Annotated in this window: 23 protein-coding genes; 8 read left to right on the top strand and 15 right to left on the bottom strand. The window is 53.9% G+C overall.

Translation table 11 applies throughout. The features are described 5' to 3' along the window. Nucleotides 1-10 precede the first annotated feature (10 nt). The 7 genes from ACTU44_RS15795 to rpsF all read right to left on the bottom strand — a co-directional run bounded on the left by ACTU44_RS15795 (nucleotide 11) and on the right by rpsF (nucleotide 6001). Nucleotides 11-784 (bottom strand): MlaE family ABC transporter permease, encoded by a 774-nt coding sequence (locus ACTU44_RS15795; RefSeq protein WP_462095884.1) that lies wholly within the window; start codon nucleotides 782-784, stop codon nucleotides 11-13. A 59-nt stretch (nucleotides 785-843) separates the two neighbouring features. Beyond that, nucleotides 844-1965, bottom strand: coding sequence for an alanine racemase (gene alr, locus ACTU44_RS15790; protein ID WP_114098365.1), 1122 nt, complete (start codon nucleotides 1963-1965; stop codon nucleotides 844-846). Between the two features lie 49 nt (nucleotides 1966-2014). Beyond that, nucleotides 2015-3553 carry a replicative DNA helicase gene (locus tag ACTU44_RS15785; RefSeq protein ID WP_462095883.1) on the bottom strand — a complete coding sequence of 513 codons (1539 nt, stop codon included), beginning with the start codon at nucleotides 3551-3553 and terminating at the stop codon, nucleotides 2015-2017. Between the two features lie 220 nt (nucleotides 3554-3773). After that, the gene (gene rplI / locus ACTU44_RS15780) at nucleotides 3774-4382 is read right to left on the bottom strand and encodes a 50S ribosomal protein L9 (RefSeq protein WP_114098363.1); all 609 of its coding nucleotides are present in this window, start codon (nucleotides 4380-4382) and stop codon (nucleotides 3774-3776) included. Then, entirely contained in the window at nucleotides 4382-5323 is a 942-nt protein-coding gene (locus ACTU44_RS15775; protein WP_336082587.1) for a DUF2232 domain-containing protein, read from the bottom strand. Before ACTU44_RS15775 ends, rplI begins: the two co-directional genes overlap by 1 nt. A 44-nt stretch (nucleotides 5324-5367) precedes the next feature. Continuing rightward, nucleotides 5368-5601 carry a 30S ribosomal protein S18 gene (rpsR, locus tag ACTU44_RS15770; RefSeq protein ID WP_114098362.1) on the bottom strand — a complete coding sequence of 78 codons (234 nt, stop codon included), beginning with the start codon at nucleotides 5599-5601 and terminating at the stop codon, nucleotides 5368-5370. Nucleotides 5602-5623: 22 nt separating this feature from the next. Next, the gene (gene rpsF / locus ACTU44_RS15765; RefSeq protein WP_068518611.1) at nucleotides 5624-6001 is read right to left on the bottom strand and encodes a 30S ribosomal protein S6; all 378 of its coding nucleotides are present in this window, start codon (nucleotides 5999-6001) and stop codon (nucleotides 5624-5626) included. A 543-nt stretch (nucleotides 6002-6544) separates the two neighbouring features. Between rpsF and ACTU44_RS15760 the strand changes: the two genes are divergently transcribed. The 6 genes from ACTU44_RS15760 (at nucleotide 6545) to mltG (ending at nucleotide 12988) form a co-directional block, all read left to right on the top strand. After that, on the top strand, nucleotides 6545-8236 hold the full coding sequence (locus tag ACTU44_RS15760) for a chloride channel protein (protein ID WP_462095882.1): 1692 nt from the start codon (nucleotides 6545-6547) through the stop codon (nucleotides 8234-8236). A gap of 265 nt (nucleotides 8237-8501) precedes the next feature. Beyond that, nucleotides 8502-9443 carry an ACP S-malonyltransferase gene (fabD, locus tag ACTU44_RS15755; protein WP_114098361.1) on the top strand — a complete coding sequence of 314 codons (942 nt, stop codon included), beginning with the start codon at nucleotides 8502-8504 and terminating at the stop codon, nucleotides 9441-9443. A 42-nt stretch (nucleotides 9444-9485) separates the two neighbouring features. Further along, nucleotides 9486-10226 carry a 3-oxoacyl-[acyl-carrier-protein] reductase gene (fabG, locus tag ACTU44_RS15750; protein WP_114098360.1) on the top strand — a complete coding sequence of 247 codons (741 nt, stop codon included), beginning with the start codon at nucleotides 9486-9488 and terminating at the stop codon, nucleotides 10224-10226. Between the two features lie 170 nt (nucleotides 10227-10396). Beyond that, nucleotides 10397-10633: an acyl carrier protein gene (locus ACTU44_RS15745; RefSeq protein ID WP_007090351.1), complete on the top strand. Its 237-nt coding sequence runs from the start codon at nucleotides 10397-10399 to the stop codon at nucleotides 10631-10633. Nucleotides 10634-10720: 87 nt separating this feature from the next. Then, nucleotides 10721-11980 carry a beta-ketoacyl-ACP synthase II gene (gene fabF, locus ACTU44_RS15740; protein ID WP_114098359.1) on the top strand — a complete coding sequence of 420 codons (1260 nt, stop codon included), beginning with the start codon at nucleotides 10721-10723 and terminating at the stop codon, nucleotides 11978-11980. A gap of 33 nt (nucleotides 11981-12013) precedes the next feature. After that, nucleotides 12014-12988: an endolytic transglycosylase MltG gene (mltG, locus tag ACTU44_RS15735; protein ID WP_462095881.1), complete on the top strand. Its 975-nt coding sequence runs from the start codon at nucleotides 12014-12016 to the stop codon at nucleotides 12986-12988. Nucleotides 12989-13066: 78 nt separating this feature from the next. Here mltG and ACTU44_RS15730 read toward each other — a convergent pair whose 3' ends face one another. Next, complete coding sequence (locus tag ACTU44_RS15730) at nucleotides 13067-13858, bottom strand: SDR family NAD(P)-dependent oxidoreductase (RefSeq protein WP_462095880.1); 792 nt, start codon at nucleotides 13856-13858, stop codon at nucleotides 13067-13069. 194 nt (nucleotides 13859-14052) lie between these two features. On the opposite strand from ACTU44_RS15730, the gene ACTU44_RS15725 reads away from it, so the two are divergent. Next, the gene (locus tag ACTU44_RS15725; RefSeq protein WP_336082606.1) at nucleotides 14053-14937 is read left to right on the top strand and encodes a YicC/YloC family endoribonuclease; all 885 of its coding nucleotides are present in this window, start codon (nucleotides 14053-14055) and stop codon (nucleotides 14935-14937) included. A 23-nt stretch (nucleotides 14938-14960) separates the two neighbouring features. Then, a complete protein-coding gene (gene gmk / locus ACTU44_RS15720; RefSeq protein WP_114098355.1) occupies nucleotides 14961-15593 on the top strand; it encodes a guanylate kinase in 633 nt (210 codons plus the stop codon). Nucleotides 15594-15617: 24 nt separating this feature from the next. Here gmk and rsmA read toward each other — a convergent pair whose 3' ends face one another. The 7 genes from rsmA to ACTU44_RS15685 form a co-directional block, all read right to left on the bottom strand. Continuing rightward, entirely contained in the window at nucleotides 15618-16487 is an 870-nt protein-coding gene (gene rsmA / locus ACTU44_RS15715; protein WP_462095879.1) for a 16S rRNA (adenine(1518)-N(6)/adenine(1519)-N(6))-dimethyltransferase RsmA, read from the bottom strand. 5 nt (nucleotides 16488-16492) lie between these two features. After that, the gene (gene pdxA / locus ACTU44_RS15710; RefSeq protein ID WP_462095878.1) at nucleotides 16493-17509 is read right to left on the bottom strand and encodes a 4-hydroxythreonine-4-phosphate dehydrogenase PdxA; all 1017 of its coding nucleotides are present in this window, start codon (nucleotides 17507-17509) and stop codon (nucleotides 16493-16495) included. Between the two features lie 22 nt (nucleotides 17510-17531). Beyond that, nucleotides 17532-18752 (bottom strand): peptidylprolyl isomerase, encoded by a 1221-nt coding sequence (locus tag ACTU44_RS15705; RefSeq protein WP_462095877.1) that lies wholly within the window; start codon nucleotides 18750-18752, stop codon nucleotides 17532-17534. 66 nt (nucleotides 18753-18818) lie between these two features. Further along, entirely contained in the window at nucleotides 18819-21002 is a 2184-nt protein-coding gene (locus ACTU44_RS15700) for an LPS-assembly protein LptD (protein ID WP_462095876.1), read from the bottom strand. A gap of 4 nt (nucleotides 21003-21006) precedes the next feature. Next, complete coding sequence (gene lptG, locus ACTU44_RS15695) at nucleotides 21007-22110, bottom strand: LPS export ABC transporter permease LptG (RefSeq protein WP_462095875.1); 1104 nt, start codon at nucleotides 22108-22110, stop codon at nucleotides 21007-21009. After that, nucleotides 22107-23204 carry an LPS export ABC transporter permease LptF gene (gene lptF / locus ACTU44_RS15690; protein ID WP_114098465.1) on the bottom strand — a complete coding sequence of 366 codons (1098 nt, stop codon included), beginning with the start codon at nucleotides 23202-23204 and terminating at the stop codon, nucleotides 22107-22109. The genes lptG and lptF overlap by 4 nt, the downstream gene beginning before the upstream one ends. Nucleotides 23205-23419: 215 nt before the next feature. Beyond that, nucleotides 23420-25192 carry an acyl-CoA dehydrogenase gene (locus ACTU44_RS15685; protein ID WP_462095874.1) on the bottom strand — a complete coding sequence of 591 codons (1773 nt, stop codon included), beginning with the start codon at nucleotides 25190-25192 and terminating at the stop codon, nucleotides 23420-23422. Nucleotides 25193-25619 lie beyond the last annotated feature (427 nt).

Here is a 25619-nt window from a genome sequence, read left to right as displayed (position 1 = left end):
TCACCGGCCCTTATCGCGAAAAGAAGAGTTCGGTGACGATATAGTTCGAAATCAGGATCAGGATGGAACTTGATACAACCGCATTCGTCGTCGCCTGGCCAACGCCCTGGGCACCGCCACGCGAATGATACCCGTGATAGCAGCCCATCAGCGTGATGATGAAGCCGAATACCGCCGCCTTGACCAGACCTGAGACAACATCAAGCTGTTCAAGATACTGGAACGTGTTGCGGATATAGGACCCGTCATTAAAGCCAAGCTTGTTCACACCAACCAGATAGCCGCCAAGAACCCCGATAATATCCCCGATCAGAACCAGAACCGGCAGGGTGATCAGACCGGCAATAACGCGCGGAACCACCAGATATTTGAACGGATTGGTCGAAAGGGTGACAAGCGCGTCGATCTGTTCGGTAACCCGCATGGTGCCGATTTCAGCTGCAATTGCTGCACCGACACGGCCAGCCACCATAAGACCGGCCAGAACCGGACCCAGTTCGCGGGTCATGGAAATGACGACCACGGTGGCAACGGCACTTTCGGCAGAAAAGCGCGAGAACCCCGAATAGGATTGCAGGGCCAGAACCATCCCGGCAAACAGGGTGGTCATGGCGACCACCGGCAACGAGAAATAGCCGATCTCGCGCATCTGTTTGAAAATGAGACGGAAATAGATCGGCGGCGTAACCATATGGCCAACCGTCCGACCTGCAAACACCGTCACGCGACCAACAAGGGTCAGAAAGGTCAGAAAGATATGGCCAACCGGCGCAAAGATCGGCATCTGTACTTCGAAGTCCCCTGTTATCGGCCTGCCAAGATAGTCTGGCCAGTTTTTATGGATCAGCTTTCTGTATAGACCCGCCGATAGCGATGTCCAAGCGAAGTTAGTATCTCGTAACCGATTGTACCAGCAGCAGATGCGACATCGTCAACCGTCATCTTGTCATCCAGAAGCGATACCATATCACCGGCCTTGAGGGGCTTGCCCGGAAGATCGGTGATATCAACTGTGATCGCATCCATCGATACACGCCCGACATAGGGAACTTCGTGTCCTTTGATCAGCAATTTTCCGGCATTGGACAAGGAGCGCAGCCAGCCGTCAGCATAACCAAGAGCAATGGTTGCAATCCTGGATTTGCGTTTGGCCTGCCATGTCGCGCCATAGCCGACAGTCTGTGGTTCGTTGATTTCGCGAACCTGCAGAACCTTGACCTTAAGGTTTACCACAGCGCGCATCGGGTTTGCGGCTTCGGGTGTCGGGTTGCCCCCCCAAAGTGCATAGCCCGGACGGCAGAATTCGAGATGATATTCCTTGTCGCGGAAAATGGCCGACGAGTTACAGAAGCCGCGCGGGGCAGGCGGAAGCCTGCGATACCATTTCATGAACAGGTCATACTGTTCCTTGGTGATCGGGTTTCCGGCTTCGTCTGCTGCGACCGGGTGGGTCATGTAACCGGCCTTTTCAAACCCGTAAAGCAGGGATGAATAACGATCAACCAGATGGCTGACATCAAGCGGAGTCAAGCCAAGGCGGCTCATGCCGGTATCAAGATGAATGAAGGCCGGGGCAGGGCGTTCATATTCGCGGCACAGATTTGACCAGCGTTCAATCTGTTCAAGATCGTTCAGGACCGGAATGACATCATTCTCGATGAAGAATTCCTCGTCGCCGGGCAGCACGCCATTGAGAACTGCGATCCGTCCGCCGCCCCGCAGAACCGGAAAAAGTTCGGCGGCCTCGTTGGCCTGTGCGACGAAGAACAACCGGCATCCCTGCTTTTTGAGAACCGGAACAATGGTATTTGCACCAAGACCATAGGCATCAGCCTTTACCACAGCGCCACAGGTGCGCCCGGTATAACGTTTGGTCAGGATCTTGTAGTTGTCGGCAACTGCTTTCAGATTGATCTGCAGTTCCGCGCACTCGGCAGCACGGCCGACGGCGGGAAGAACGGTCATTCGTAAATACCCCGTGGAATCCAGTTACGGATGGGCGTTACCCCAATCCTTACTCATATTCTTCTTCAATGTGATCAAGATCGCCAAACTTGGTGTAGTTCCCGTCAAAGAACAGGCGGACATTGCCCACCGGGCCGTGACGCTGCTTGGCAACAATTACCTCAGCGGTGTTGTAGACATGGTTCAAACGTTCCTGCCACTGCGCATAGCGTTCACCGAACTTGTCGGTGGCTTCTTCCGGGCGTTGGGCCGGTTCTGCACGTTCGAGATAATATTGTTCGCGATAGATGAACATGACGACGTCGGCGTCCTGCTCAATCGAGCCCGATTCACGAAGGTCAGAAAGCTGCGGACGTTTGTCTTCGCGCTGTTCAACCGCACGCGAAAGCTGTGACAGGGCAAGAACCGGAACTTCGAGTTCCTTGGCAATCGCCTTGAGCATACGGGTAATTTCCGAGACCTCCTGCACGCGACCATCACCACGGAAGTTGGTTGGCGGTGCCAGAAGCTGAAGGTAGTCGACGACGATCATCGCCAGGCCGTGCTGACGTTTCAGTCGGCGGCAACGGGTACGCAGGGTCGATACCGGAAGGGCAGGCGTATCGTCGATATAAAGCGGAACAGTATTGAGTTCCTGTGTCGCCAGAAGCAGGCGTTCGAAATCCTGTTCGTTCAGGTCACCACGGCGCATATTATCGCCCGATACCTCGGCGGCCTGCGAGAGAAGACGACCGGCAAGCTGTTCGGCGGCCATCTCAAGCGAGAAGACGGCAACCGCACCGGTGCGGACCTCGTCACGGGTGTCTTCACCTGCTGCGCGGTTCTGATGCGATGCGATGGCGGCGTTAAAGGCAATGTTCATCGCAAGGGCGGTTTTACCCATCGACGGACGACCCGCAAGGATCAGCAAGTCTGATGGATGCAGACCGCCCAGCTTGCGGTCAATGTCACGCAAGCCGGTGGTCACACCAACAACACGACCGGCGTTCTTATAGGCGTGATCGATATTCTCATAAGCCTTGGCCAGTGCAGGACCAAAGGCCACAAAGCCCGATTCAGCAGCCCCTGCCGTCGCCAGCGAGAACAGTTTCTGTTCTGCCTTTTCGATCTGGGTGGTGGCATCGGTATCAAGTTCGTGCTTATAGGCCTCGTTGACCACATCTTCGCCAAGCTCGATAAGCTCGCGCCGCAGATAAAGGTCATAGATCAGTTTGCCGTAATCACCGGCATTGATCACCGAGACAAGGTTGTTTGACAGTTCTGCCAGATATTGCGCCCCGCCGATTTCAGCAAGTTCCTCATCCTGCTTGAAATACGCCTTGAGCGTGACCGGGTTGGCCAGTTGGCCACGTTCGATCTGCTTGCCGCAGGCTTCGAAAATGCGGCCGTGCCGGGCATCTGCGAAATGTTCCGGTCGCAGGATGTCTGAAACGCGCTCATAGGCGGCGTTATTGTTCAGGATCGCGCCAAGAAGGGCAGCCTCTGCCTCAAAGTTATGAGGAGCCATGCGTTCGAGCACCATGTCGGTGTCGGCACCGTGGTTCATATCCAGAGGAGCGAAAAGGGCGTCAAGATTGGGATCTGTCATGGGCGGAAAAGGTATCAGTCATCCGGTTGGCCGCAAAGAGTTAATCGGTATAACTCATAGCGGGTATTCCGCAAGCGCAGAGGTCGACCGCAGTGCAGGTTTTTGATCCCGTTCGGGAAATCTGTCCCGACAATGGTCCAATGAACGCACCGGACAAAAGAAAACGGCATATCCTTGCGGATATGCCGTCTCTTGAATGGTCTTGGAAGAAAACCTGCAATTAAGCGTTGGTTTCTTCTTCGCCTTCAGCAGCTTCGTCAGCCATGTCAGCCGGAACGTCTTCTTCGAAGAGTTCTTCAGCAGCTTCCAGAGCTTCTTCAGCTTCCATCTCGTCGATGGTGCCAAGAACTGCGCCGCCTTTGCGGAGCTGTTCTTCAGCGTCTTCTTCAGAACGTGCAACGTTGGCAGTTACTTCGATAGCAACTTCCGGGTGCAGGTTGATTTTGACCTGGTGCAGACCAAGGTTTTTGATCGGCTGATCAAGAACAACCTGGGTACGAGCAACAGTGAAACCGGCTTCGGTTACTGCGTTTGCGATGTCGCGTGCAGTTACCGAACCGTAAAGCTGACCGACGTCGGATGCCTGGCGAACGAGGGTAACAGCGAGTTCACCCATGTTCTCGGCAACCGCTTCGGCGTCTTTGCGGCGGTCAAGGTTGTCAGCTTCGAGCTGTGCTTTCTGTGCTTCGAACACAGCAAGGTTTGCTTTGGTTGCACGAAGGGCCATGCCCTGCGGCAGCAAGCGGTTGCGGGCGTGGCCCGGCTTGACGGAGACTACGTCACCCATCTGACCGAGTTTTTCTACCCGCTGGAGCAGAATAACTTCCATCACCGATCCTCCTCATTGCTACGGGTCATCGGTTCTTTCCCCCGCAGCCTGATTAAATGCTCAATAATTCCAAGTCCGGTGATCGCAACAAAGGACCAACTGGACAGAACCGCGACGATGTAAAACACCGTCAGTATCATACGTTTTTGCGGCCATCGGGCTGCCTGCCCATGCACCAGTGCCAATCCCTGAAACAGGAACGGCACTGCCAGTACCACCGCGACGTTTCGCGCCACATAGGCCAGGGAACCATCGGCAAAGCCGACCGTAAACCCGGCCAGGGCGAACGCAAACAGTGACCAGCCAGGCAAGGCGAAAGTCGCCATTCTTGGTGTCGGACGCAGGTTTTTGCCTGCACGCACCAGAATTGCCTGTGCGATTGCCGCATTGGCGAACAGCATCATCAGCCAGCTCACCGCAGCAATCGCCGGGAAGTAAACCTGGAACATGCCAATCAGACCCTGAACATCGGATGTCATAGGGACACCCATTTCCGAGTACATCTGGCTCAGGAGCTTCGAAATGAGTTCCTGAATGTCCAGACCTTCCGCCGTCAAAGTCCCGGTAATGAAGATCATCACCGTTGCGACCATGACGGCCATGGCACTTACGACAATTCCGGATGGAAGAAAGGCAACATTGCCATTTTCATCTTTCCGGATGACCAGCGCCATGCGGGTCAACAACATCGCCGGTCCGGCAAACACGATCATAAAGACCGTGAAAGGCAGCAATCCCCCCAGAAGAACGAGGGCACTGCATGCGGCTACTGCCGCAACCAGCAGGCGTTTGGGTCCTTGCCAAAGTCCCGTAAGGAACAGCGGCAAATGCCCGAAATATGAGAGCAAAAGCGCAATCGGATTTCCTGATAGAACCAACAGGAACAGAACGGCACTGCCCAGTCCTGAACCAATCGCTATGAGGGTGTCACGTTGCATCATTTACTCCCGGCCCGAGACCACAAAAGGGTCTCTTGCCGACTGCCTCAGACCTGGTCTGCGTAGGGCAGCAGCGCCAGGAAGCGTGCACGTTTAATGGCTTTTGCCAGTTCGCGCTGCTTCTTGGCCGAAACCGCAGTGATACGGCTCGGAACGATTTTGCCGCGTTCGGAAACGAAACGCTGCAGCAGTTTGACATCTTTGTAGTCAATCTTCGGCGCATCATCACCCGAGAACGGGCAGGATTTGCGACGACGGAAAAACAGACGACGTCCAGCCATGATATTATCTCCTCGCTATCTGTTAGCCGTGCTGACGGGGACCGCCACGGCGATTACCGCCACGACCGCCGCGCTCGTCGCGGTTACGCAGAATGGCAGACTGTTCTTCTTCGAACTCGTCAACCTTGACAGTCATCTGGCGCAGAACGTCTTCGTTCAGGCGCATCTGACGCTCATATTCCGCGATCACATCTTTTTCAGCTTCGATCTGGAAGAGAGTATAGTGGCCTTTGCGGTTCTTTTTGACACGGTATGCCAGGGAACGCAGACCCCAATATTCGGTTTTAGCGATCTTGCCACCGAGACCTTCGATGGTCTGGGTCAGCTTTTCGTTCAGGCTTTCGACCTGTGCGGTCGAGAAGTCCTGACGTGCGATAAACACGCTTTCGTACTTGCTCATAATACTCCTAATCACTCCTTGTGGCTTATCTCTTCCGTACATGACCTCATGTCATGCAGGCATAGCCGGGCAATCCCGGCAAGGAGCCGTGAGACGGCGGAATATACACTTTTCGCCCATTAGTGCAACGCCAAATGCACGTTTTCCACAGGCAGGCACACAGAGCGCGAAAACTTCAATGCGTGTTGGTTTGTATCGGGTTGTGACCATTTGGGGGCATATTGCCAGTGTTGCACTTTTCAGGAAGCCGATATGCGTGAACTGGTTCACACTTGAAACGAAAAATTCAAGCGAGTAGGCCTTGTTGCATTCGTTGTGCCGGTAGCTGACGCGCCCTGTTGATTATTCCTGTTCAGCTACAGGGCCGGGTGACGCGTATCGAGCGTTCTTGTCCTGAATACCGGTTCTGCAGTCCCAAGTTTCATGACACGCGGATTTGTAATGCCAGAGCCTTCTATTGATGCTGCGTCTTCACGCCGGGCATCGTTATTCAATTTATGTTTACTTGCGTTATGTGTCGGTATCGTCACCGGGTACGGAGCAGTGGCGTTCCGTGCTCTGGTCGCCCTGATCCATAACATCGCGTATTTTGGCGTCTTCTCTATTGAATATGATGCCAACCTTTTGACCGAGCCGAGCAGCTGGGGCCCGTTATTCATTCTGGTGCCTGTCATCGGCGGGATGTTCGTGGTCTTTCTGGTCAATAATTTCGCCCCCGAGGCCAAAGGCCATGGCGTTCCCGAAGTGATGAACGCCATTTATTTCGAACAGGGCCGTATTCGCCCGACGGTCGCACTGGTCAAATCAATCGCGTCGTCGCTTTCAATCGGCACTGGCGCATCGGTTGGTCGCGAAGGCCCGATCATTCAAGTCGGATCGGCGCTGGGTTCAAGTATCGCCCAGATTTTCAGGCTGCAGACCGGCCAGCGCATAACGCTGCTTGCGGCCGGGGCGGGCGCAGGTATTGCGGCGACCTTCAATACACCACTTGGTGCCGTGCTGTTTGCCATCGAGCTGATGATGCCCGAAGTTTCCACCCGTACATTTTTGCCGGTGGTGATTGCAACCGGGGCTGCGACCTATATCGGACGGATCTCATTTGGTTTGGCACCAGCCTTTGACGTGCCCCTTGCTGCCGTCCCGCAAGTGTCGGCAATCGATCTTCAGGCGCTTGTTGTTTATGTCGTGCTTGGTCTTCTGTGTGGTGTTGCGGCCTGGATGTTGATCCGCTCGATGCTGATCACTGGGGCATTTTTCAGGAAAATGCCGGGAAATGATTACACCCGTCATGCGGTTGGCATGCTTTCGGTCGGTATTCTGATGTATGTTCTGCTGCTGACGGGTGGCAATTATTATGTTGACGGTGTTGGCTATGGCACGATCCAGCATATCCTGCGCGGAGCGATGACTTCCTTGCCGCTGCTGGTGGTTCTGTTCTTTGCCAAGCTCTATGCAACCTCGGTCAGTATCGGTTCCGGGGCGTCGGGTGGTGTGTTCTCGCCATCACTGTTTGTTGGCGCAACCCTTGGCGCAGCTTGCGGCGTGGTCGGCAATATGATCTTCCCCGAAGCAGGCATTGCGCCTGTCGAGTTCGCGCTTGTCGGGATGGGTGGGGTTGTTGCGGCTGGTACCGGTGCGGCAATGACCGCGATCATCATGATCTTCGAGATGACGCGCGACTATAATATAATTGTGCCGCTGATCGTCGCCGTTGCCATTGCGCTTGGTTTCCGTCGCATGATCATCAGCGAGACGATCTATACGTCCAAGCTGGTTCTGCGTGGCCGTCATATCCCCAAAGAGCGTCATAGCAACATGTTCATGGTCCATCCGGTCCGCGAGGTCATGACAACCAGACAGCTTTATGCCGACGCGGCGCTTCGGGTCTCGGAAATCATCGACAAGATCGGCTCATCCCCGGAACCAAATCCGATGATTGTCCTCGAAGGAGACAGGATTGCCGGTGTTATTCCTGATGTGACAGCTTTGTTCTCGGTCGTTGGTGACAAGGACAACAAGACGCTTAAGGAATTGATCGGCGAAGATTTCGTCGTCGTTGTCGATGATATGAACATGTATGACGTGATCAAACGTATGGAACGCCGCAAGGCGCGCGCCGCTGTTGTGGTGAAGCCGTGCCGTGGTGTGCCGCGTCAGGATGATGTTTGCGGTGTGATTACCAAGTCGCATATTGCGGACAGCGTGGTTTCGAGCATGCAGCACTATATTGGCTAAGTTCCAAGAACAATGGACGAATTTGTGCGCTGCACGATAGGGAGTCCTTCATGAAAGGCAGCAAACATGTCATACATGTTTGCTGCCTTTTAACTTGAAATCATGAATTTCCGTGCCACCTTGTTTGCAAGGTTTGGATATGACAGCCAAAAAACCGCATCTGTCCTTGACAGCGGAGGCGGGCACGTTATCAAGGGTGGCTCAATTTTAAGGCCGATCATTCGGCACAGCCTTCGTAGAAGCGGACAAGGGTATATTTGATATAATGACACGCGCACTCGTTTTCCCCGGTCAGGGGTCGCAAGCGGTTGGTATGGGGAAAGAGCTGGCAGAAGCATTCCCGGTTGCCCGCGAAGTTTTCCAGGAAGTCGATGACGCACTTTCCCAAAAACTGAGCGCATTGATGTTCGAAGGTCCGGAAAACGAACTGACCCTGACTGAAAACGCGCAACCCGCGTTGATGGCCGTCAGCCTTGCTGTTACCCGCGTTCTTGAAAAAGAAGGTGGCTTCATGCTGACCGACAAATGCGATCTGGTCGCGGGCCATTCGCTGGGTGAATATTCTGCGCTTGCTGCGGCCGGGACCTTTGCGATTGCCGATGCCGCCCGTCTTCTGAAAATCCGTGGGCAGGCCATGCAGGCCGCTGTTCCGGTTGGTGTTGGCGCGATGGCGGCCCTTCTTGGTCTTGATTATGCCGATGCTGTTGCGGTTGCAGAAGAAGCCGCACAGGGCGAAGTCTGCACCGCGGCCAACGATAATGCCAGCGGACAGGTTGTTGTTTCGGGCCATAAGGCGGCTGTCGAGCGCGCGATCGAGATCGCCAAGGGCAAGGGCGCGAAACGCGCAGTTCTTCTGCCGGTATCCGCACCGTTCCATTGCCCGCTGATGCAGCCGGCTGCGGATCGTATGGCCGAGGCCCTTGGTACTGTCACCATGAATGCGCCGGCAAAACCGGTTGTTGCGAACGTGACAGCAGAAAAAACTGATGATCCGGAAACCATTCGTAAACTCCTTGTGGAGCAGGTTTGCGGCACGGTGCGCTGGCGTGAGTCTGTTCTTTACATGAAAGAGCAGGGCATCACCGAGCTGGTCGAGATCGGCGCAGGCAAGGTTCTGACCGGTATGGTCCGCCGTATTGATCGTGATCTGAGCGGCACGGCCGTAAATGGTCCGGCAGATATCGAAGCATTCCTTGGCACTCTTTAAGAGTGTTCCGAGAAAAGACGAACCCAAAGGGAATTAAAGTTAATGTTTGATCTTGCAGGGAAAACAGCACTCGTAACGGGCGCGACCGGCGGTATCGGTGGCGAAATCGCCAAGGTTCTGGCGCAGGCCGGTGCGAAGGTTGCTCTGTCGGGTACCCGTCAGGAACGCCTCGAAGCGGTTGCTGCCGACATCGGTGAAAATGCCGTTGTTGTTCCGGCCAACCTTTCGGACTCTGAATCGGTTGATGGTCTGATCAAGAATGCCGAAGAGGCCCTTGGTGGTCAGCTTGATATTCTGGTCAACAACGCGGGCATCACCCGTGACCAGCTTGCCATGCGTCTGAAAGACGAAGACTGGCAGGCGGTTCTTGATGTCAATCTGACCTCGGCTTTCAAGCTTGCGCGCAATTCGCTGCGTGGCATGATGAAGCGCCGTCATGGCCGCATCATCAACATCACCTCGATTGTCGGTGTGACCGGTAACCCGGGGCAGACCAACTATGCGGCGGCCAAGGCTGGCATGATCGGCTGGTCGAAATCGCTGGCACAGGAAGTTGCCGCACGTGGCATCACGGTAAATTGTGTGGCACCAGGTTTCATTACCACGGCCATGACAGAAGAACTCGGAGACGCTCAGAAAGAAAAGCTTTTGGGTGGTATTCCGGCAGGTCGCATGGGCGACAGCAAAGAGATCGCAGCAGCGGTTCTGTATCTCGCAAGTGACGAGGCTGCTTATGTCACGGGACAGACCTTGCATGTGAACGGCGGAATGGCGATGATTTAACCCGTTGCGGGTTGCCTACTTTTCTGCTTAAAAGGGGCCGCTATACCAAATATTGAAACCGGCAATTGTTTGTTGTCGGTTTCCGGTTCCCGGGAAGTCCTTCAATAGGGGGAATAAACGGGCACCACGTAAACACTAACTGACAGAAAACCTATTGAAGGATTTGAGCTATGAGTGATGTCGCAGATCGCGTGAAGAAGATCGTTGTCGAGCACCTCGGTGTTGAAGAAGACAAGGTCACTGAAAACGCAAGCTTCATCGATGATCTGGGCGCAGACAGCCTGGACACCGTTGAGCTGGTTATGGCGTTTGAAGAAGAATTCGGTTGCGAGATTCCTGATGACGCGGCTGAAAAAATTCTGACCGTCAAAGACGCGATCGACTTCATCGAAAAGGCGAACGGCTAATCTTGCCGTGAGACATGGGCGCCAGAGGGCATCCTCAGGCGCCCTTTTCGTCTTTGCTGGATTCATAAAATAAAGGCGTAATGCGGGATGAGACGCGTAGTTGTTACCGGACTTGGTGCTGTAACGCCGCTTGCTAGCGGTGCACAGAATACCTGGCAGAAATTGCTGAACAGCCAATCCGGCATCAAAGCCATCGATACTTTCGATGTGTCCGATATCCCTGCCAAAATCGCAGGCCTCGTGCCGCGCGGTGAGGGTGACGGACTTTTCAACGCGGAAGATCATGTCTCGATCAAAGACATGAAGAAAATGGACGATTTTATCGTCTATGGGATTGCCGCTGCAGATCAGGCACTGGCTGATTCGGGCTGGAAACCGGAAACCGACGAAGATCAGGAAGCCACTGGCGTTCTGATTGGTTCTGGTATCGGTGGCCTTCCGAAAATTGCCGAAGCTTCGGATCTCGTGAATAACGGCAAGACCCGCCGTGTCAGTCCGTTCTTCATTCCGTCATGCCTGATCAACCTGGTTTCTGGCCAAGTTTCGATCAAACACGGTCTCAAAGGTCCGAACCATGCGGTGGTAACTGCATGTTCGACCGGTGCACATGCCATTGGCGACGCATCGCGCATGATCATGCTTGGCGATGCGGACGTAATGGTTGCCGGTGGTGCAGAAGCTGCTGTTTGCCGTCTTGGCATGGCTGGTTTTGCTGCTGCGCGTGCGCTTTCGACCGGTTACAACGACACCCCGACCGAGGCATCCCGTCCGTGGGATCAGGGCCGTGACGGTTTTGTCATGGGCGAAGGTGCTGGCTGTGTCGTTCTTGAAGAATACGAACATGCCAAGGCACGTGGTGCGAGGATTTATGCAGAAGTCGGCGGCTATGGCATGTCGGGCGATGCGTATCACATCACCGCACCGGCCGAAGACGGCAATGGTGGCTTCCGCTCGATGCGCAATGCGCTTCGCAATGCGGGCGTGAACCCGGAAGACGTCGACTATGTCAACGCACATGGTACCTCGACTCCGCTGGGTGACGAAATCGAACTGGGTGCGGTCAAGCGCCTGTTTGGTGACCAGGCAACCAAGCTGTCCATGTCTTCGACCAAATCGGCAACCGGTCACCTTCTGGGTGCGGCGGGTGCGATTGAAGCAGTGTTCTCGATCCTTGCGATCCACGAAGGTGTCGTTCCGCCGACCCTGAACCTGCGCAATCCGTCCGAAGCCTGCAAGGGGATCGATCTGGTTCCGCTTGAAGCAAAGCAGCGCAAGGTCAATGTTGCCCTGTCGAACTCGTTCGGCTTTGGCGGCACCAATGCCTCGCTGGTATTCAAGGCCGTTTAAAACAGCAGAGCCAACCTTAACGGGAGCTATCCCTTGAAGCGTTTTCTGCTTGTTCTTGGCTTGCTAATCATCACCGCCGTACTCACCATTGGTGGGGCGGCGGTGTATGTTTATGTGCAATACACATCGCCAAGCAAACTTGTACAGGACCGTGACATCATTATCCCGCAAGGGACCGGTGTTCGCGGCATTGCAGAGATTTTTCGACGCGAACAGATTATTGATGAGCCGCTGATCTTTATGGCGGGCGTGCGGGTTAGCGGGCTGGATCGCTCGCTCCGGGCGGGGGAATATCACTTCCCCAAACGGGTAAGCCCGAAGCAGGCTGCCGAAATCCTGGCCAATGGTGAAACAGTTAACCGGTTTGTCACCATTCCCGAAGGTCTTCGGTCGGGTGAAATTGTCGCGCGAATCAATCTGGTCGATGGATTAACTGGCGAAATCACCGAAATTCCCAAAGACGGTACTCTGTTGCCCGAGACCTATCAATTCTCTTATGGCGATTCCAAGCAAAGCATCCTTGACCGGATGCGGACTGCCCATGACGAGATGGTCGAGCAACTTTGGCCGGGGCGCGACGCCAATCTGCCGTTTGATACAATCGAGGAGGCCCTTGTTCTGGCCTCCATCGTCGAACGGGAAACAGGTGTTGCTGCCGAGCGCGCCCGGGTGGCTGGTGTCTTCATCAACCGGCTTCGGATCAACATGCGTTTGCAGTCCGATCCGACGGTTGCCTATGCTATCAGTCCGGATAAACGTCTTGAACGGTCGCTGACGCGCAAGGATCTGCGTTTTGAAAGCCCCTATAACACTTATGTGACCGCGGGCTTGCCTCCGTCACCAATCACCAATCCGGGACGTGAAGCCTTTTATGCGGTTCTGCATCCGGCAACCACGAAAGAGCTTTATTTTGTGGCTGATGGTACGGGCGGGCACGCCTTTGCCCGGACCCTTAAGGAACATAACCGCAATGTTGCCAAATGGCGGCGCATCCGCGACGGTCAGTGACCGGTATTTTCAATCCGGATACAAAACAGGCGGCAATCCGATTGGGTTGCCGCCTTTGTTTTTATTGATCCTGACAAGTCAGGCTTCAGCATCCTGATTGCGGGAGGATGCCTTTCGCGGAACCCGGTTGGCGACCAGATCAAGAACCCATTGCGGGGTTATTTTCAGCAAGCCGATAATCATGTTCATTTGCCAGGGAAAAGCGATCATGCCGCGATTGCGTTCCAGTCCGCGGGCGATTTTGCGAGAGGCCTTATCGGCCTGCATGAAGAACGGCATGGGAAAGTCATTTGAGTCCGTGATGCGGCTTTTGACAAAGCCGGGGCAGATGACATTGACCTTGATCCCTGTCGGAGCCAGTGCGCCCCGCAAACCTTCGCCATAGACGCGCACAGCGGCCTTGCTGGCGCAATATGCCGGGGCAGAAGGCAAGCCGCGCCAGGACGCCTGCGAGGACACCAGCGCTATCTGACCACGCCCACGGACGCGCATGGCCGCGATTGCCGGATCGATGGTGTTCAGAACACCCGCGACATTGGTCGCCAGGATATCCCTGACCTGTTCGGGGCTTTCGCCCCGGCCGCCTGTCCCGGCGGATATACCGGCATTGGCGACCACAAGACTAAGTGGGGCCAGCTCGTCACAATGGGTGACATAGGCGTTCATGGTTTCGCGGTTGGTCACATCAAGAATATCGGCATAGACATTGGCACCGGCAGCACGACATTCATTTTCAACAAGCCGCAAGCGTGTTTCATCCCGACCACTGATGAACAAAGTCACCCCGGTGCGGGCAAAATGTCGGGCAAGTGCGGCGCCAATACCGGAACTGGCACCGGTAATCAGGATGGCGTGATACTGAAAGGACATGGTTGCTCGAATACAGTTCTGAAATGCGGTTTATCGAATTTTGCGGACCATGATGCAGCAATAGGGCAGCATTATGAAATACATGCAACCGATACCATATTGTTGATATCGCACAGTCTGCAAGTGTTGGCCCTTGGCGTTACCGGGGGCAAACGTTATAAACGCGCAAACATGAAATTACACTGGATGGGAATATGACCGTTTCAAGCATGACCGGCTTTGCCCGCACTGATGGTGCGGCCGATGGATTTGGCTGGACCTGGGAATTGCGCAGCGTCAATGGCAAGGGGCTTGATGTGCGTGTGCGCCTGAATGGCGGGTTCGAGCGGCTTGAAGCCAAGGTCCGTGATGCGGTGTCCCAGCGTTTCAAACGCGGCAATATGGGTGTGACGCTTAATGTTGTACGCTCGGCGGACACCGGCGCGTATAGCGTTAATCGTGAATTGCTCGCAGAGCTTGTTTCAATTGCCGAAGAATTCGACAATACCAGCAGTCTGTCTTCCGGCACGATTGCCGACCTTCTTAATGTGCGGGGTGTTCTTGAGGCGGTTGAAACGCAGGAAGATGAAGCAACCCGTGACGCACGCGATGATGCCGTGCTTGCCAGCCTTGCAGATGCGATTGAGCAGATGGCCGATCATCGTGCCGAAGAAGGACAGAAGCTTGATGCGATGCTGCGCGGGCATGTCGACAATATCGAAGAAACTGTGACGCGGGCCGAGAATTGTGCTTCTGCGCGCGGGGACGCGATCAAGGAACGCCTGAAACGTCAGATCGAAGAATTGATGGATGCCGGGAAGTTCGATCCGGAACGCCTGCATCAGGAAGCTGCCCTGCTTGCGACCAAGGCCGATATCCGCGAGGAAATTGACCGCCTCAAGGCCCACATCTCGGCTGCGCGCGACATGCTGACCAAGGGCGGTGCCATCGGGCGCAAGCTTGATTTCCTGTGTCAGGAATTCAATCGTGAAGCCAATACTTTGTGCTCCAAGGCCAATGACATCGAACTGACCACTTGCGGGATGGAGCTTAAGGTCATCATTGATCAGCTCCGCGAGCAGGTCCAGAACGTTGAATAAGCGGGCAGGGAAGGAAACACGATATGATTGATCCTCACAATCGCCGCGGCGTAATGTTGGTATTCTGTGCTCCGTCGGGTGCAGGCAAGACAACCATCACCCGTCAGCTTCTGGAAAAAGACGACAAGATTTCGCTGTCAGTCTCGGCAACTACCCGCGCCGCCAGACCGGGCGAAGAAGAAGGCACACACTACTTTTTCAAGTCGGTTGATGAATTCAAACATATGATTGCCGATGATGAATTGCTCGAATGGGCCGAGGTTTTTGGCAATTATTATGGCACCCCGGTTGCTCCGGTCGAAAAGGCCCTGTCAGAAGGGCATGACGTTCTGTTTGATATCGATTGGCAAGGTGCGCGCCAGCTTCGTGACAAGGGTGGAGCCGATGTCGTTTCGGTCTTTATCTTGCCACCGTCTTCTGGCGAACTTGAACGTCGCCTGCGTGATCGTGGTCAGGACGCGGATGATGTCATCATGAAACGCATGGCAAAGGCCGGCGCAGAAATCAGCCATTGGGAAGAATTCGACTATGTTCTGATCAATGATGATCTGGAACGTTGCCTCGCCGACGTGCAGCATATTATTGGTGCAGAGCGCATGAAGCGCACAAGGCAGTCCGGATTGCCGGGCTTTGTCAAAAAGCTTCTGACCGACTGAGCCGCAAACAGGAAAATGGCCGCTTTACGAAGCGGCCATTTCATCATGAACCTGGGTCAGGCGAACAAAGTCCGTGACACTGAGTTCTTCCGCGCGGGCCGTTTCGGTAATCTCGGCCTTCGCAAGCAATTCACCGACATTGACGTTTAGCGTCTTGAGACTGGCACGCAACATCTTGCGGCGTTGGCCAAACGCGGCCTGTGTGATTTTGGCAAGACTGGTCAGATTGATTTCCGTGCCACGGTCCGGTTTCGGTCGCAGCTGCACCACAGCAGATGTGACTTTGGGCGGTGGTGTAAAGGCACTGCGATGGACATCAAACAATATGTCGCAGTCACAGAGATACTGGCAAAGTACGGACAGGCGGCCATAGGCCTTGCTTTTGGGACCTGCGACAACGCGTTCGGCGACTTCCTTCTGGAACATCAGGGTCAGACTGGCAAACTGATCAATTTGCATCAGCCAGCCCAGCAAAAGCTGGGTTCCGACATTATAGGGCAGGTTGGCGACAATCTTGCGCGGGGCAGGGCCAAGTTTGGTGACATCGACTTCCAGTGCATCACCATCAATGACATGTAATGCTCCGGGGTAATGATTGCTGATTTGCTCCAGCACCGGTTGGCAACGCGGGTCACGTTCAATAACGGTCAGGTTCTTGGCGCCGTTAAACAGCAAGGCGCGTGTCAGACCACCAGGCCCCGGTCCGATCTCTATCACCGTCGCATCGTCAAGCGGTGCCGCAGCGCGCGCAATACGTCCGGTCAGGTTCAGGTCAAACAGGAAATTCTGACCGAATTTTTTCTGGGCAGACAGGCCATGTGTAGCAATGACTTCGCGCAGCGGCGGCAGGCCGTCATTGGCAAGTGTTCCCGATTGGGTGGTTTCTTCTGACACGTGGGTCAGGCTCCTGTCAAAAGACGTTTCTCGGCCATTTCCGCAGCCATTTTAAGGGCTGCAATCAGGCTGTCCGGGCGCGCAATACCTTGGCCGGCAATATTCAATGCCGTGCCGTGATCGGGCGATGTTCTGATAAATGGCAATCCGAGCGTCACATTTACACCGCCATGGAAATCAAGCGTCTTGACCGGTATCAGGGCCTGATCGTGATAGGGGCACAGGGCGACGTCGTAATTCGTGCGGGCTTCTTCATGGAACATCGTGTCGGCTGGCATGGGGCCAATAACGTCCAGCCCCTTTGCCCGCAATGTTGCAATTGCGGGGGCCATGATCGTTTGTTCCTCTGTTCCCATTGTCCCGTCTTCTCCTGCATGCGGATTAAGCCCCGCAACGGCAAGGCGTGGGTTCGCGATGCCAAAATCACGCTGAAGGGCGGCAGCAGTAATCTCGCACTGCTCAATAATCAATTCCGGTGTCAGAGAGTTCATGACATCGCTTAGGGCGATATGGATGGTCAGCGGCACGACGCGAAGCTTGGAATTAGCCAGCATCATCACGGGTATTGTACCCGGTCCGGCGAGCTCGGCAAGGAACTCGGTATGCCCCGGATGCTTGAAACCCGCCGCATATAGCGCACTTTTTTGAATTGGGTTGGTAACCACAGCACTCGCAGCACCATTGCGCGCGAGATCCACGGCCTTGGTGATACTTTCGATTACCACGTTCGCGGTGCTGGCCGAAGCAATACCGGTGACGACCGGGCTTTCTGCGTCGGCAATTGCAAGCACAGGTAATGCGTGATCAAAGACCGACGCGGTTTCAGCGATGTCTGAAATGACCTTAAGGGGAACGTTTTTACCGTGTTCCCGGCAAGCATTCTCAAGAATGCCAAGCGGGGCAAGAACGCAAAAAGGTGCCAGTCCGTCATCATGACGACGCAGCCATGCCTTCAGGCTAAGCTCTGGTCCGATACCGCCAGGCTCACCGATGGTCAGGGCAATCGGCGCGATTTTGGTCATCTGGTTTCCGTCTTCGCAATGATCACATGCGGATGTCGATAAAGGCCTGTCGGCGCAATTCACGAAGCTTGCGACGGGCAAGAATGTCAAGGCGCTCCATCATCAGCCGGTTCTCGATATCCCTGCGGTCTGGCAAATTGCTTTCCTCGGTCTTGTTACAGATCATGACCAGAAGGGCTCCGCCATCAACCTGAACAATATTGGACGGTTGTCCGGGCTTGAGGTTTGTGATGGCCTGTGCGACCGGACCGGAAAGTTCGCTTGGAGAAATGCCTTTCATCTCACCGCTAAGGTCCGAGCCAAGATCAACGGCGACATTTGCCAGGGTCTGACAGCTATCCGCTGTTTCCCGGGTGTTTCTCAGCACAGCCAGCTTTGCATCAATCTGATCTTTGGGCATGTCAGCGCTTAGAGGCACGAACAACTGATAAAGATCAAGCCTGACATCTGTAACAGCGCCTTCGTCGCCAACCCGACGATCAAGCAGCTTGATGATGTAATAGCCTCGGATCGTCTGTACCGGGGCACTGACTTTTCCCGGTTCAAGCTGGTTGACGACCTGTTGCAGGTCGCCTGAAAGCTCGCCAGCATACAGCCAGCCAAGATCACCACCGGTGGCGGCACTTGCACTTGCCGAGAACTGGCGGGCAAGGGCACTGAAATCAGCCCCTTGATTCAAAGCACCGAGAATTTCCTGGGCAGTCTGGTAAACACGTGTGCTGTCTTGCGGATTGTCGACCGGAAGAAATATCTCCTGAACGCGGTTACGCGGTTTTCCCTGATTGCTGATAATCCTTTCCAGGTTATCATCAATTTCCGCATCAGAAATTTCGATCTGACTGCGCATGGAGCCAAGCAGTTTCTGCCAGGCAACCTGTGGGCGGATCTGGTTTTCGATCGTGCCCGGTGCGATCCGGCGCTGTTCCAGGAAGGTATCAAGCTTTCCATCCGGAAGCCCGGCATTTTGCTCGATCATGGATTTACCGCGCGCGATGTCAGCATCCGTAACCTCAATACCGCGACGCTCTGCTTCCTGCATCTGCAGGGTCTCATTGATCAGCTGCTGCAGGATCTGGGGCGCGATCTCGTTACTTTTTTCAGGTGTCATCTGAATATTTGAGGACACGGCAACAAGCTTGATGCGCTCGACCAGATCAATGATCGAGATCGGGTCATCATTGACAACAGCTGCAACGCCGACAGGAGACTGGGCTTTGGCTGGTGTAGCCAGAGCAAAACCCATGGACAGAACCAAAGTCGCGCAGACGTTTGCAAATTTGAAAATTGGAAGTTTGGAAATCATGTTTTCTTACAATCCGGCTGCGGAGGCGACTTCACCAAGGGTTTTGAATACCAGACGGAACAGGAATTCATCAGACTCGCCCAGATCCTGATCCTGATAGAATGTACGACGGATACGTCCATCAAAAATAAAGCATTCATCTTCATATACAAAACCGATGCCGTATTCCAGAGGGTCAGACTGATCAATGTCATAGCGGCTATAGGCCATTGCCGACCAGTAGTCTGAAAACTGTCTGTCTGCTCTGAAATAGAGCTCTTCACGTTCGTTAAATTCCTCGCTTCCGGCATCATCGGAGAAATGAACGTAAGTTGCATTGATACGCAATGTATCCAGAGATCCAGCCGTAGCTGTTACCTGATTGCGTCGGGAAGAGAGGTTCTCGTTATCCAGGCGGTAGCGATACGTGAGATCCAGATAGTTGCTAGGGGCAACTGTGACCCGGCCCACATAGTCAGACAAATGCTCATCAAGGCCGGAGCCTTTGGCAAATGTGTCGTTTTTATTTGCGCGGTAACTTTGCCCGAACATGGCACTGGTATAACCACCATTCGGTCCATAGACTCCCCATTCGACACCGTAACTTGCTCTTAAGCCATCTTCTGCACGGTCGATGCCGCCGAAGCGGTCGTGGGAGAACAGATTAATGTCGTCAAATTCGAAAGACTGAGAATCCTCGTTCGGGATTTCAGCTGGGTTGCCTCCGTTCGGGGACCAGGCAACCATCGCAATTGGTGTTATGACCTGATGATACAGTCCCTGATCATTGACGAACGGCATCTGCCAATCAAGTGCAGCTACGGGAAGCAAGCGTCCAGTGTATCCGCTGTAATTGTCTTTTCCGTCACGTTCTACATCGGAAACCATATAACTATCACCACGGACAGACAGACTCAGTTTGGTGACATCTCCCATGGATCCAACATGAGGAAGTTCCCATCCGACTTTTGCCGACGCGCGATGAGAATTTGTACCTTCCTCACGTGTGAGCGACAGGCCATCCAGATCAAGTGTTGTAACACTGCCGTACTTTGCTGGTTGAGTCTGCCCGTGGAATTGCATATGTGGCAGGACAACCGGTGTATTGTCCCTGTCATCGCCGGACTTTAACCCCTGAAAGTAATAGCCATCAACGCGCGTGTAGCTGGCGCCCCGGAAGCCCTCTGTAAACAGGTTTGACGTCAACACTGACGGTGATTCAAACCCATAGCGGGAAAGATAGGTTTTTTCGCTGGCTTGTTCAGCGTCAAATCCCCAGCGCCAGGTAGGATCAATGTCAAAACGCCCTTCGGCATCTATGTGCCCTTGCCAGTCATCATTGCTGTCTTGCGTGACGCTACCGAAAGCCTCCAACTCTCCTGAGTCAAATCGTTGCCGATACTCAGTAGCAAGCAGCGGTCCTTCATCTGCAGTATAAGTTGGTGTTAAGGTCATATCCTTGCTCTTATCAATCGCCCAGTAATAGGGTTGACTGAAATAGGAGCCAACATAGCTCGTGCTGCCAAAGGACGGAGCAAGTAGACCAGACTGACGTTCTACAGTTGGGTCAGGGTGTTCGAAATAAGGCGTGTACATGATTGGTACACCTGCTACTTCCAGCCGGGCATCCTTGTATTCTACCGTTTTGTTTTCAGCATCGTGCAAAACACGTGCAGCCCTGATGCGCCATAACGGCGTGCCAGCACTTCCATCGTCCTCCTGACAGACTTTGCAGGGGGAATAGACTGCTTTGGCGATTTCAGTGTAGTTGCCAGCACTTCGACGTGCACCGGTTCCCGCAATACGGGTGTTCTCATCAAGCAGAACATAGATATCTTTCACGATACCGTTTTTAAAGTCACCGCTAAGTTCAACATAGCTTGCAAAGGTAACTTCCCCGGTTGGTTCGGTGATGCTGACATTGCCAGACGCTGTCAATACATCCTGACTTCGGTCATAGCTGACGGTGTCAGCAAGAAGGATACGACCTTCGCGCGAAATCTCGACATTGCCGCGTGCGGTCACAGTTTGCAGCTCACGGTTATAGTCGACTTCATCAGCGCTAAATAGAATAGCCGGTTCCTGCTGCTCAGATTCTGCATTCTGTGCAAATGCGTTACTGACGACTAGATGCCCGCCCATAAACAGCACGCCGCATCCCAGTATGGTGCTGGTTGCCAGTCTTCTTATCATTCCCCCCGCAATGGCCATTTATCTAGCCATCCTCAAGATGTAGCAATGTTGAAACCCCCAGTAACAAAGATATACCGGCAGGCGCCCAGGCGGACAATATCGGCGGAATTCCCCCCGAAACACCCAGTGCCGAGATAACATCTGTGCAGAAATAAAGAATAAATCCTGTCGTCACCCCACCACCGATAACAAGGGATGCCCGTCTGCGTCGAGAAAATTTAAGACAGAAGGCTGCCGCAATGAGAACCATCGCACATAGAAGGAGAGGTCGAGACAGCAGGCTGTGAAAATGAATTCGGTGACGGGTCGCGTTAAAACCTGCGCGCTCAAGCAAATTGATAAATGGTCTTAAATCCCAGAAAGACATGGTTTCAGGTGATGCAAAACTATCCTGAATCTTGCGCGCTGTCAGGTTAGTTGGAAGTTTCAGGCTTTCTGAAAACGCGCTAGCCTGACCTGGTGTGAAAGTCCATGCATCGTAAAAATGCCAGGTGCCGGGTTCGAGCACTGCACGAGCTGCATCAATTCGTGTGGTAAAGTCATCAGAGTTTTGGAACCGAAAAATGGTTACATTTCGCAGATCAATCTGGTCGCCTTGCTGGCTGCGTACGGCGCGCGCATAAATGACGGCTTGCCCGTCCTGGGTTCCCTGACGCAGCCAAAGTCCGCTCGAAGACAGGTTCATCACATTGACGTTATTCTGCAAGTAGCGTGCTTCGAGCGTTTCATAGCGCTGTAGAAGGATCGATGACAGTGGATTAAGCGCTCCGACCTGAATGCTGCCAAGGATCAGGGCGCACAGGATCGGCGGCAATAAAAACTGCCAGGCCGAAACGCCGGCTGCACGTGTAACTACCAGTTCCTGATTACCGGTAAGTTTCCAGAAGGAGAACATCGATCCGAACAGGACGGCAAAGGGCAGAACTTTTTCCGTCATGAAGGGAATGCGGCTGGTCGCCATTTGCAAAACGATGCCGACTGTCGCGTCCGGTTTGCCGCCAGCACGCCTTAGAAGCTCGATCGTGTCGCCAATCAGGATAAGGCCAATCAGAAGGGCCAGAATAGCAAGAATAGACAACAGAACATGCTTGCCGAAGTACCATGTCAGAAGCGGTGAGATTCTCATGCTTCGGCCTCTTCTGCGGTCGCTCGTTTGGCGCGGATCTGAGGTCCGCGGAATGTCCAGTAAAGCCCCAGGATGATCGGAAGGAAAGCGTTGACATACATCAGGGGTATCAGTGCCGGGTTTTTAGCAGCAAGGTTTTTCATCGCAATACCAAGGGCCTGACAAAGCACCATTACACCGATCGCGATGAGCAACCGACCAGTCTGTCCGCGACGTGAAAAGCTGCTCGAGACCAGAACCGCAAGCGCAATGCTGGCAAAAGCAATGGCATTCAATGGCGATATCAAACGATCATGCCCTTCCGCCCGGAAAGCATCAATGTCGTTTGGATTAACATCGGGGGTCGTGGCCGTCAGGAGATTGTAGACGTCGCGCTCACGTGCTTCGCGATAACGCATTGCCGGGTCTTCCGAGCTTTGAGCGATATCGACGGCATAACGGTCGAAATACAGGATCGACATGGTGCCGTCTTCCGGGTTCACTTCCTGACGGTTGCCATCAAGGAGAACAATGCGCGGGCCATCATCTGTGCGCAGGAGCGCACCATGCTTGGCCATCATGGTCGTTTGCTGATCCGGATTGCGAGAATCATGAACCAGAATACCGAGCAATTCATTGTCACGGCCGACTTCGCGCACATAGACGGTCAAACCATCAAGTTCCGTGAAGCTGCCTTCCTGTAAAAGGACAGAAGAAAAGTCATTGCGGATCGAAAACTGCAACTCTTTGAATTGCTGATAGCTATAGGGCAGATAAAACAGCGTCAGGAAATAACAGACGGCTGTCGAAATCAACGCCACCATCAGAGCTGGTTTGGCCAAGGCCCACTGGTTTAACCCGGCTGATCGCATGATGATCAGCTCACGATCCTGAATAAGCTTGTTGTAGGTGAAGACAATCACAAAAAACAAGGAAATCGGGATGATGATCGTCAAAAAGCTTGGCAGCAACAACGAGGTCAGCTGCAAAAACACCGAGATCGACAGGCCCCGGTTGACGATCATTTCGACAAAACGCAGGCTTTGCGATAGCCAAATGACACAGAGAAGCCCCAGTGTCACAAACACCATCATAATCAGCTGCTGTTTAAGCATATATCGGGTTAAGCGATTCATCGGGCGGATTATAGAGAAGCAATCAAAAACCGAAACAGGAAATTATTGCCAAATAGGGACAAACCGTACGGAATTTCCGAATGTTGGCGTTTATGAACGCTTCGATGATGTGGGCCGATAGGTGAGGTAGAAAAGGGTGCGCCATCGTCATCTGCAGAGAACAATGGCGCACGGCAATCTCGGCAAAGAGTTTGTCAAAATAGTGGCTGGGTTTCGTGCAACTCAATCGAAGTACAATTTTTAATCTGCGTTGCCATAAAGGTCGCTTCGGGAAGCAACTGGTCAAAGAAGAACTGACAACTTTTGAGTTTGGCAGCATGGAAGCTGTCAGAAACACCGTTTTGTGACGCAATGCTCATGGCGCGTAACATCAACCATCCCGAAATACATAAAGCGGCCTGCCGAGCATATGGTGTAGCAAGAACCTGCATCATCCTGTCATCGGCATTGCACCTTTCAATGACGATTGCAGTGCTTTTTCCCAACTCATCAAGCGCGTTCGAAAGCGTTCCTGCAGCCTGTTTGGCATCGCCGTTCGTCACATCGGCAATGGTTGCGCGCATGTCCGCGATCAGCGCGCCAAGTGCCCCTGCCTTGTCGCGCATGACCTTGCGTCCAATGAAATCAAGCGCCTGAATACCGTTGGTTCCCTCGTAAATCGGGGCTATGCGGGCGTCACGCAGGTGTTGGGCAGCACCGGTTTCCTCGATAAAGCCCATGCCGCCATGCACCTGAACACCTAAAGACGCATTATCCACGCCAAGATCTGTTGACCATGCCTTGACCAGCGGGATTAGCAAATCAGCACGCACCTGCGCGTTGGCACGTGCCTTGTCATCTTCCAGATGATGGGCAAGATCAAGCTGTGCTGCTGCATAAAGCGAAAGAGCACGTGCCGCCTCGGTCGAGGACCGCATGCGCATCAGCATACGCTGAACATCACCATGGATGATGATCGGCGCATCGTCGCCGGTTTGCGGATCGCGTCCCTGTTTGCGGTTGCGGGCATATTCAAGTGCCTGCTGGTAGGCACGTTCTGATATGGCAACACCTTGCTGACCAACTGCCAGACGGGCATTGTTCATCATGGTGAACATATATGCCAGGCCCTTGCCTTCTTCCCCGATAAGGTAACCGGTGGCACCTCCCTGATCGCCAAATGATAAAACCGCTGTCGGGCTGGCATGAATGCCAAGCTTGTGTTCAAGCGAAACACAGGTGACATCATTGCGCGCACCGATTTCACCAGAGTCCGATACAATGAATTTCGGCACAATAAACAGCGAAATGCCCTTAACTCCGGCGGGGGCATCCGGTGTGCGGGCCAGGACAAGATGCACGATATTTTCGGTCATATCGTGGTCGCCATAGGTGATGAAAATCTTTTGTCCGGTGATTTTGTAGGTTCCGTCGCCAGTCGGCACTGCCATGCTGCGAACTTTTGAAAGATCCGACCCTGCCTGTGGTTCGGTCAGATTCATGGTGCCAGTCCATTCGCCACTGATCATGCGTGACAGATAAAGGACGCGCTGATCTTCCGAGCCATGTGCGCCAAGTGCCTCAATCGCACCGGCGGTGAGCATCGGACAAAGCGCAAAGGCCATGTTCGATGCTTGCCACATTTCGGCAACAGCGGCACCAAGAAGGATCGGAAGCCCCATGCCACCTTCGGCCTCGGGGGCGGAGATGCCCTGCCATCCGCCTTCGCAGAATTGCGCATAGGCCTCTTTCCAGCCAGATGCAGTGCGCACCGTGCCGTCTTCAAGAAGCCGGGCGCCTTCCTGATCGCCAATTCTGTTGATTGGCGCGAGAACTGAGGACGCAAACTTTCCTGCTTCTTCCAGGATGGCGTCGACAAGGTCAGGACTGGTTTCGGAAAAGGCCGGAAGGTCGGCAACCGTATCAAGGCCGATTACGTGATGGATCAAAAACCGAAAATCGGAAACTGGCGGCGTAAAATCGCTCATGAAAAAAGACGTCTCCCTGAATTGTGAGCCGCCCGCTCGGTGTAGTCGGCTTTGTGCCGACTTTGATTGTTTGGCCGCAGCATAACGCTGCAATGCACCAAGATCGAGTCTGTTTCGACCCGGTGATGAAAAAACCGTCTTCGACATTGGTTGAAGGCTGTTTGTGCTGCCCCACTGGCAAAACGCTCAAAAGCTTCCGATATGTGAGTTCAAACAAGATTGATCAGCAGTTGATCAAATTCCGTCGGGAAATCCGCGCCGAGGGGTCGCCAATCACGAAAAGGCAGGCTAGACTTGCCGCAATCAAGCCGCATTCATATTCGATTAACCTCGAAAACAAGTGCATATGTACCATCGGGAAGAATGCGGGTTTCGATCCGGAACTGAAGTTGCAAGACAGGAGTAGGCTATTGCTGCGCAAAGGATT

The organism is Thalassospira sp. SM2505 (assembly GCF_054901115.1).
Note: the sequence above shows the minus strand (reverse complement) of the source record. Positions and strands in the feature narration are given on the sequence as shown.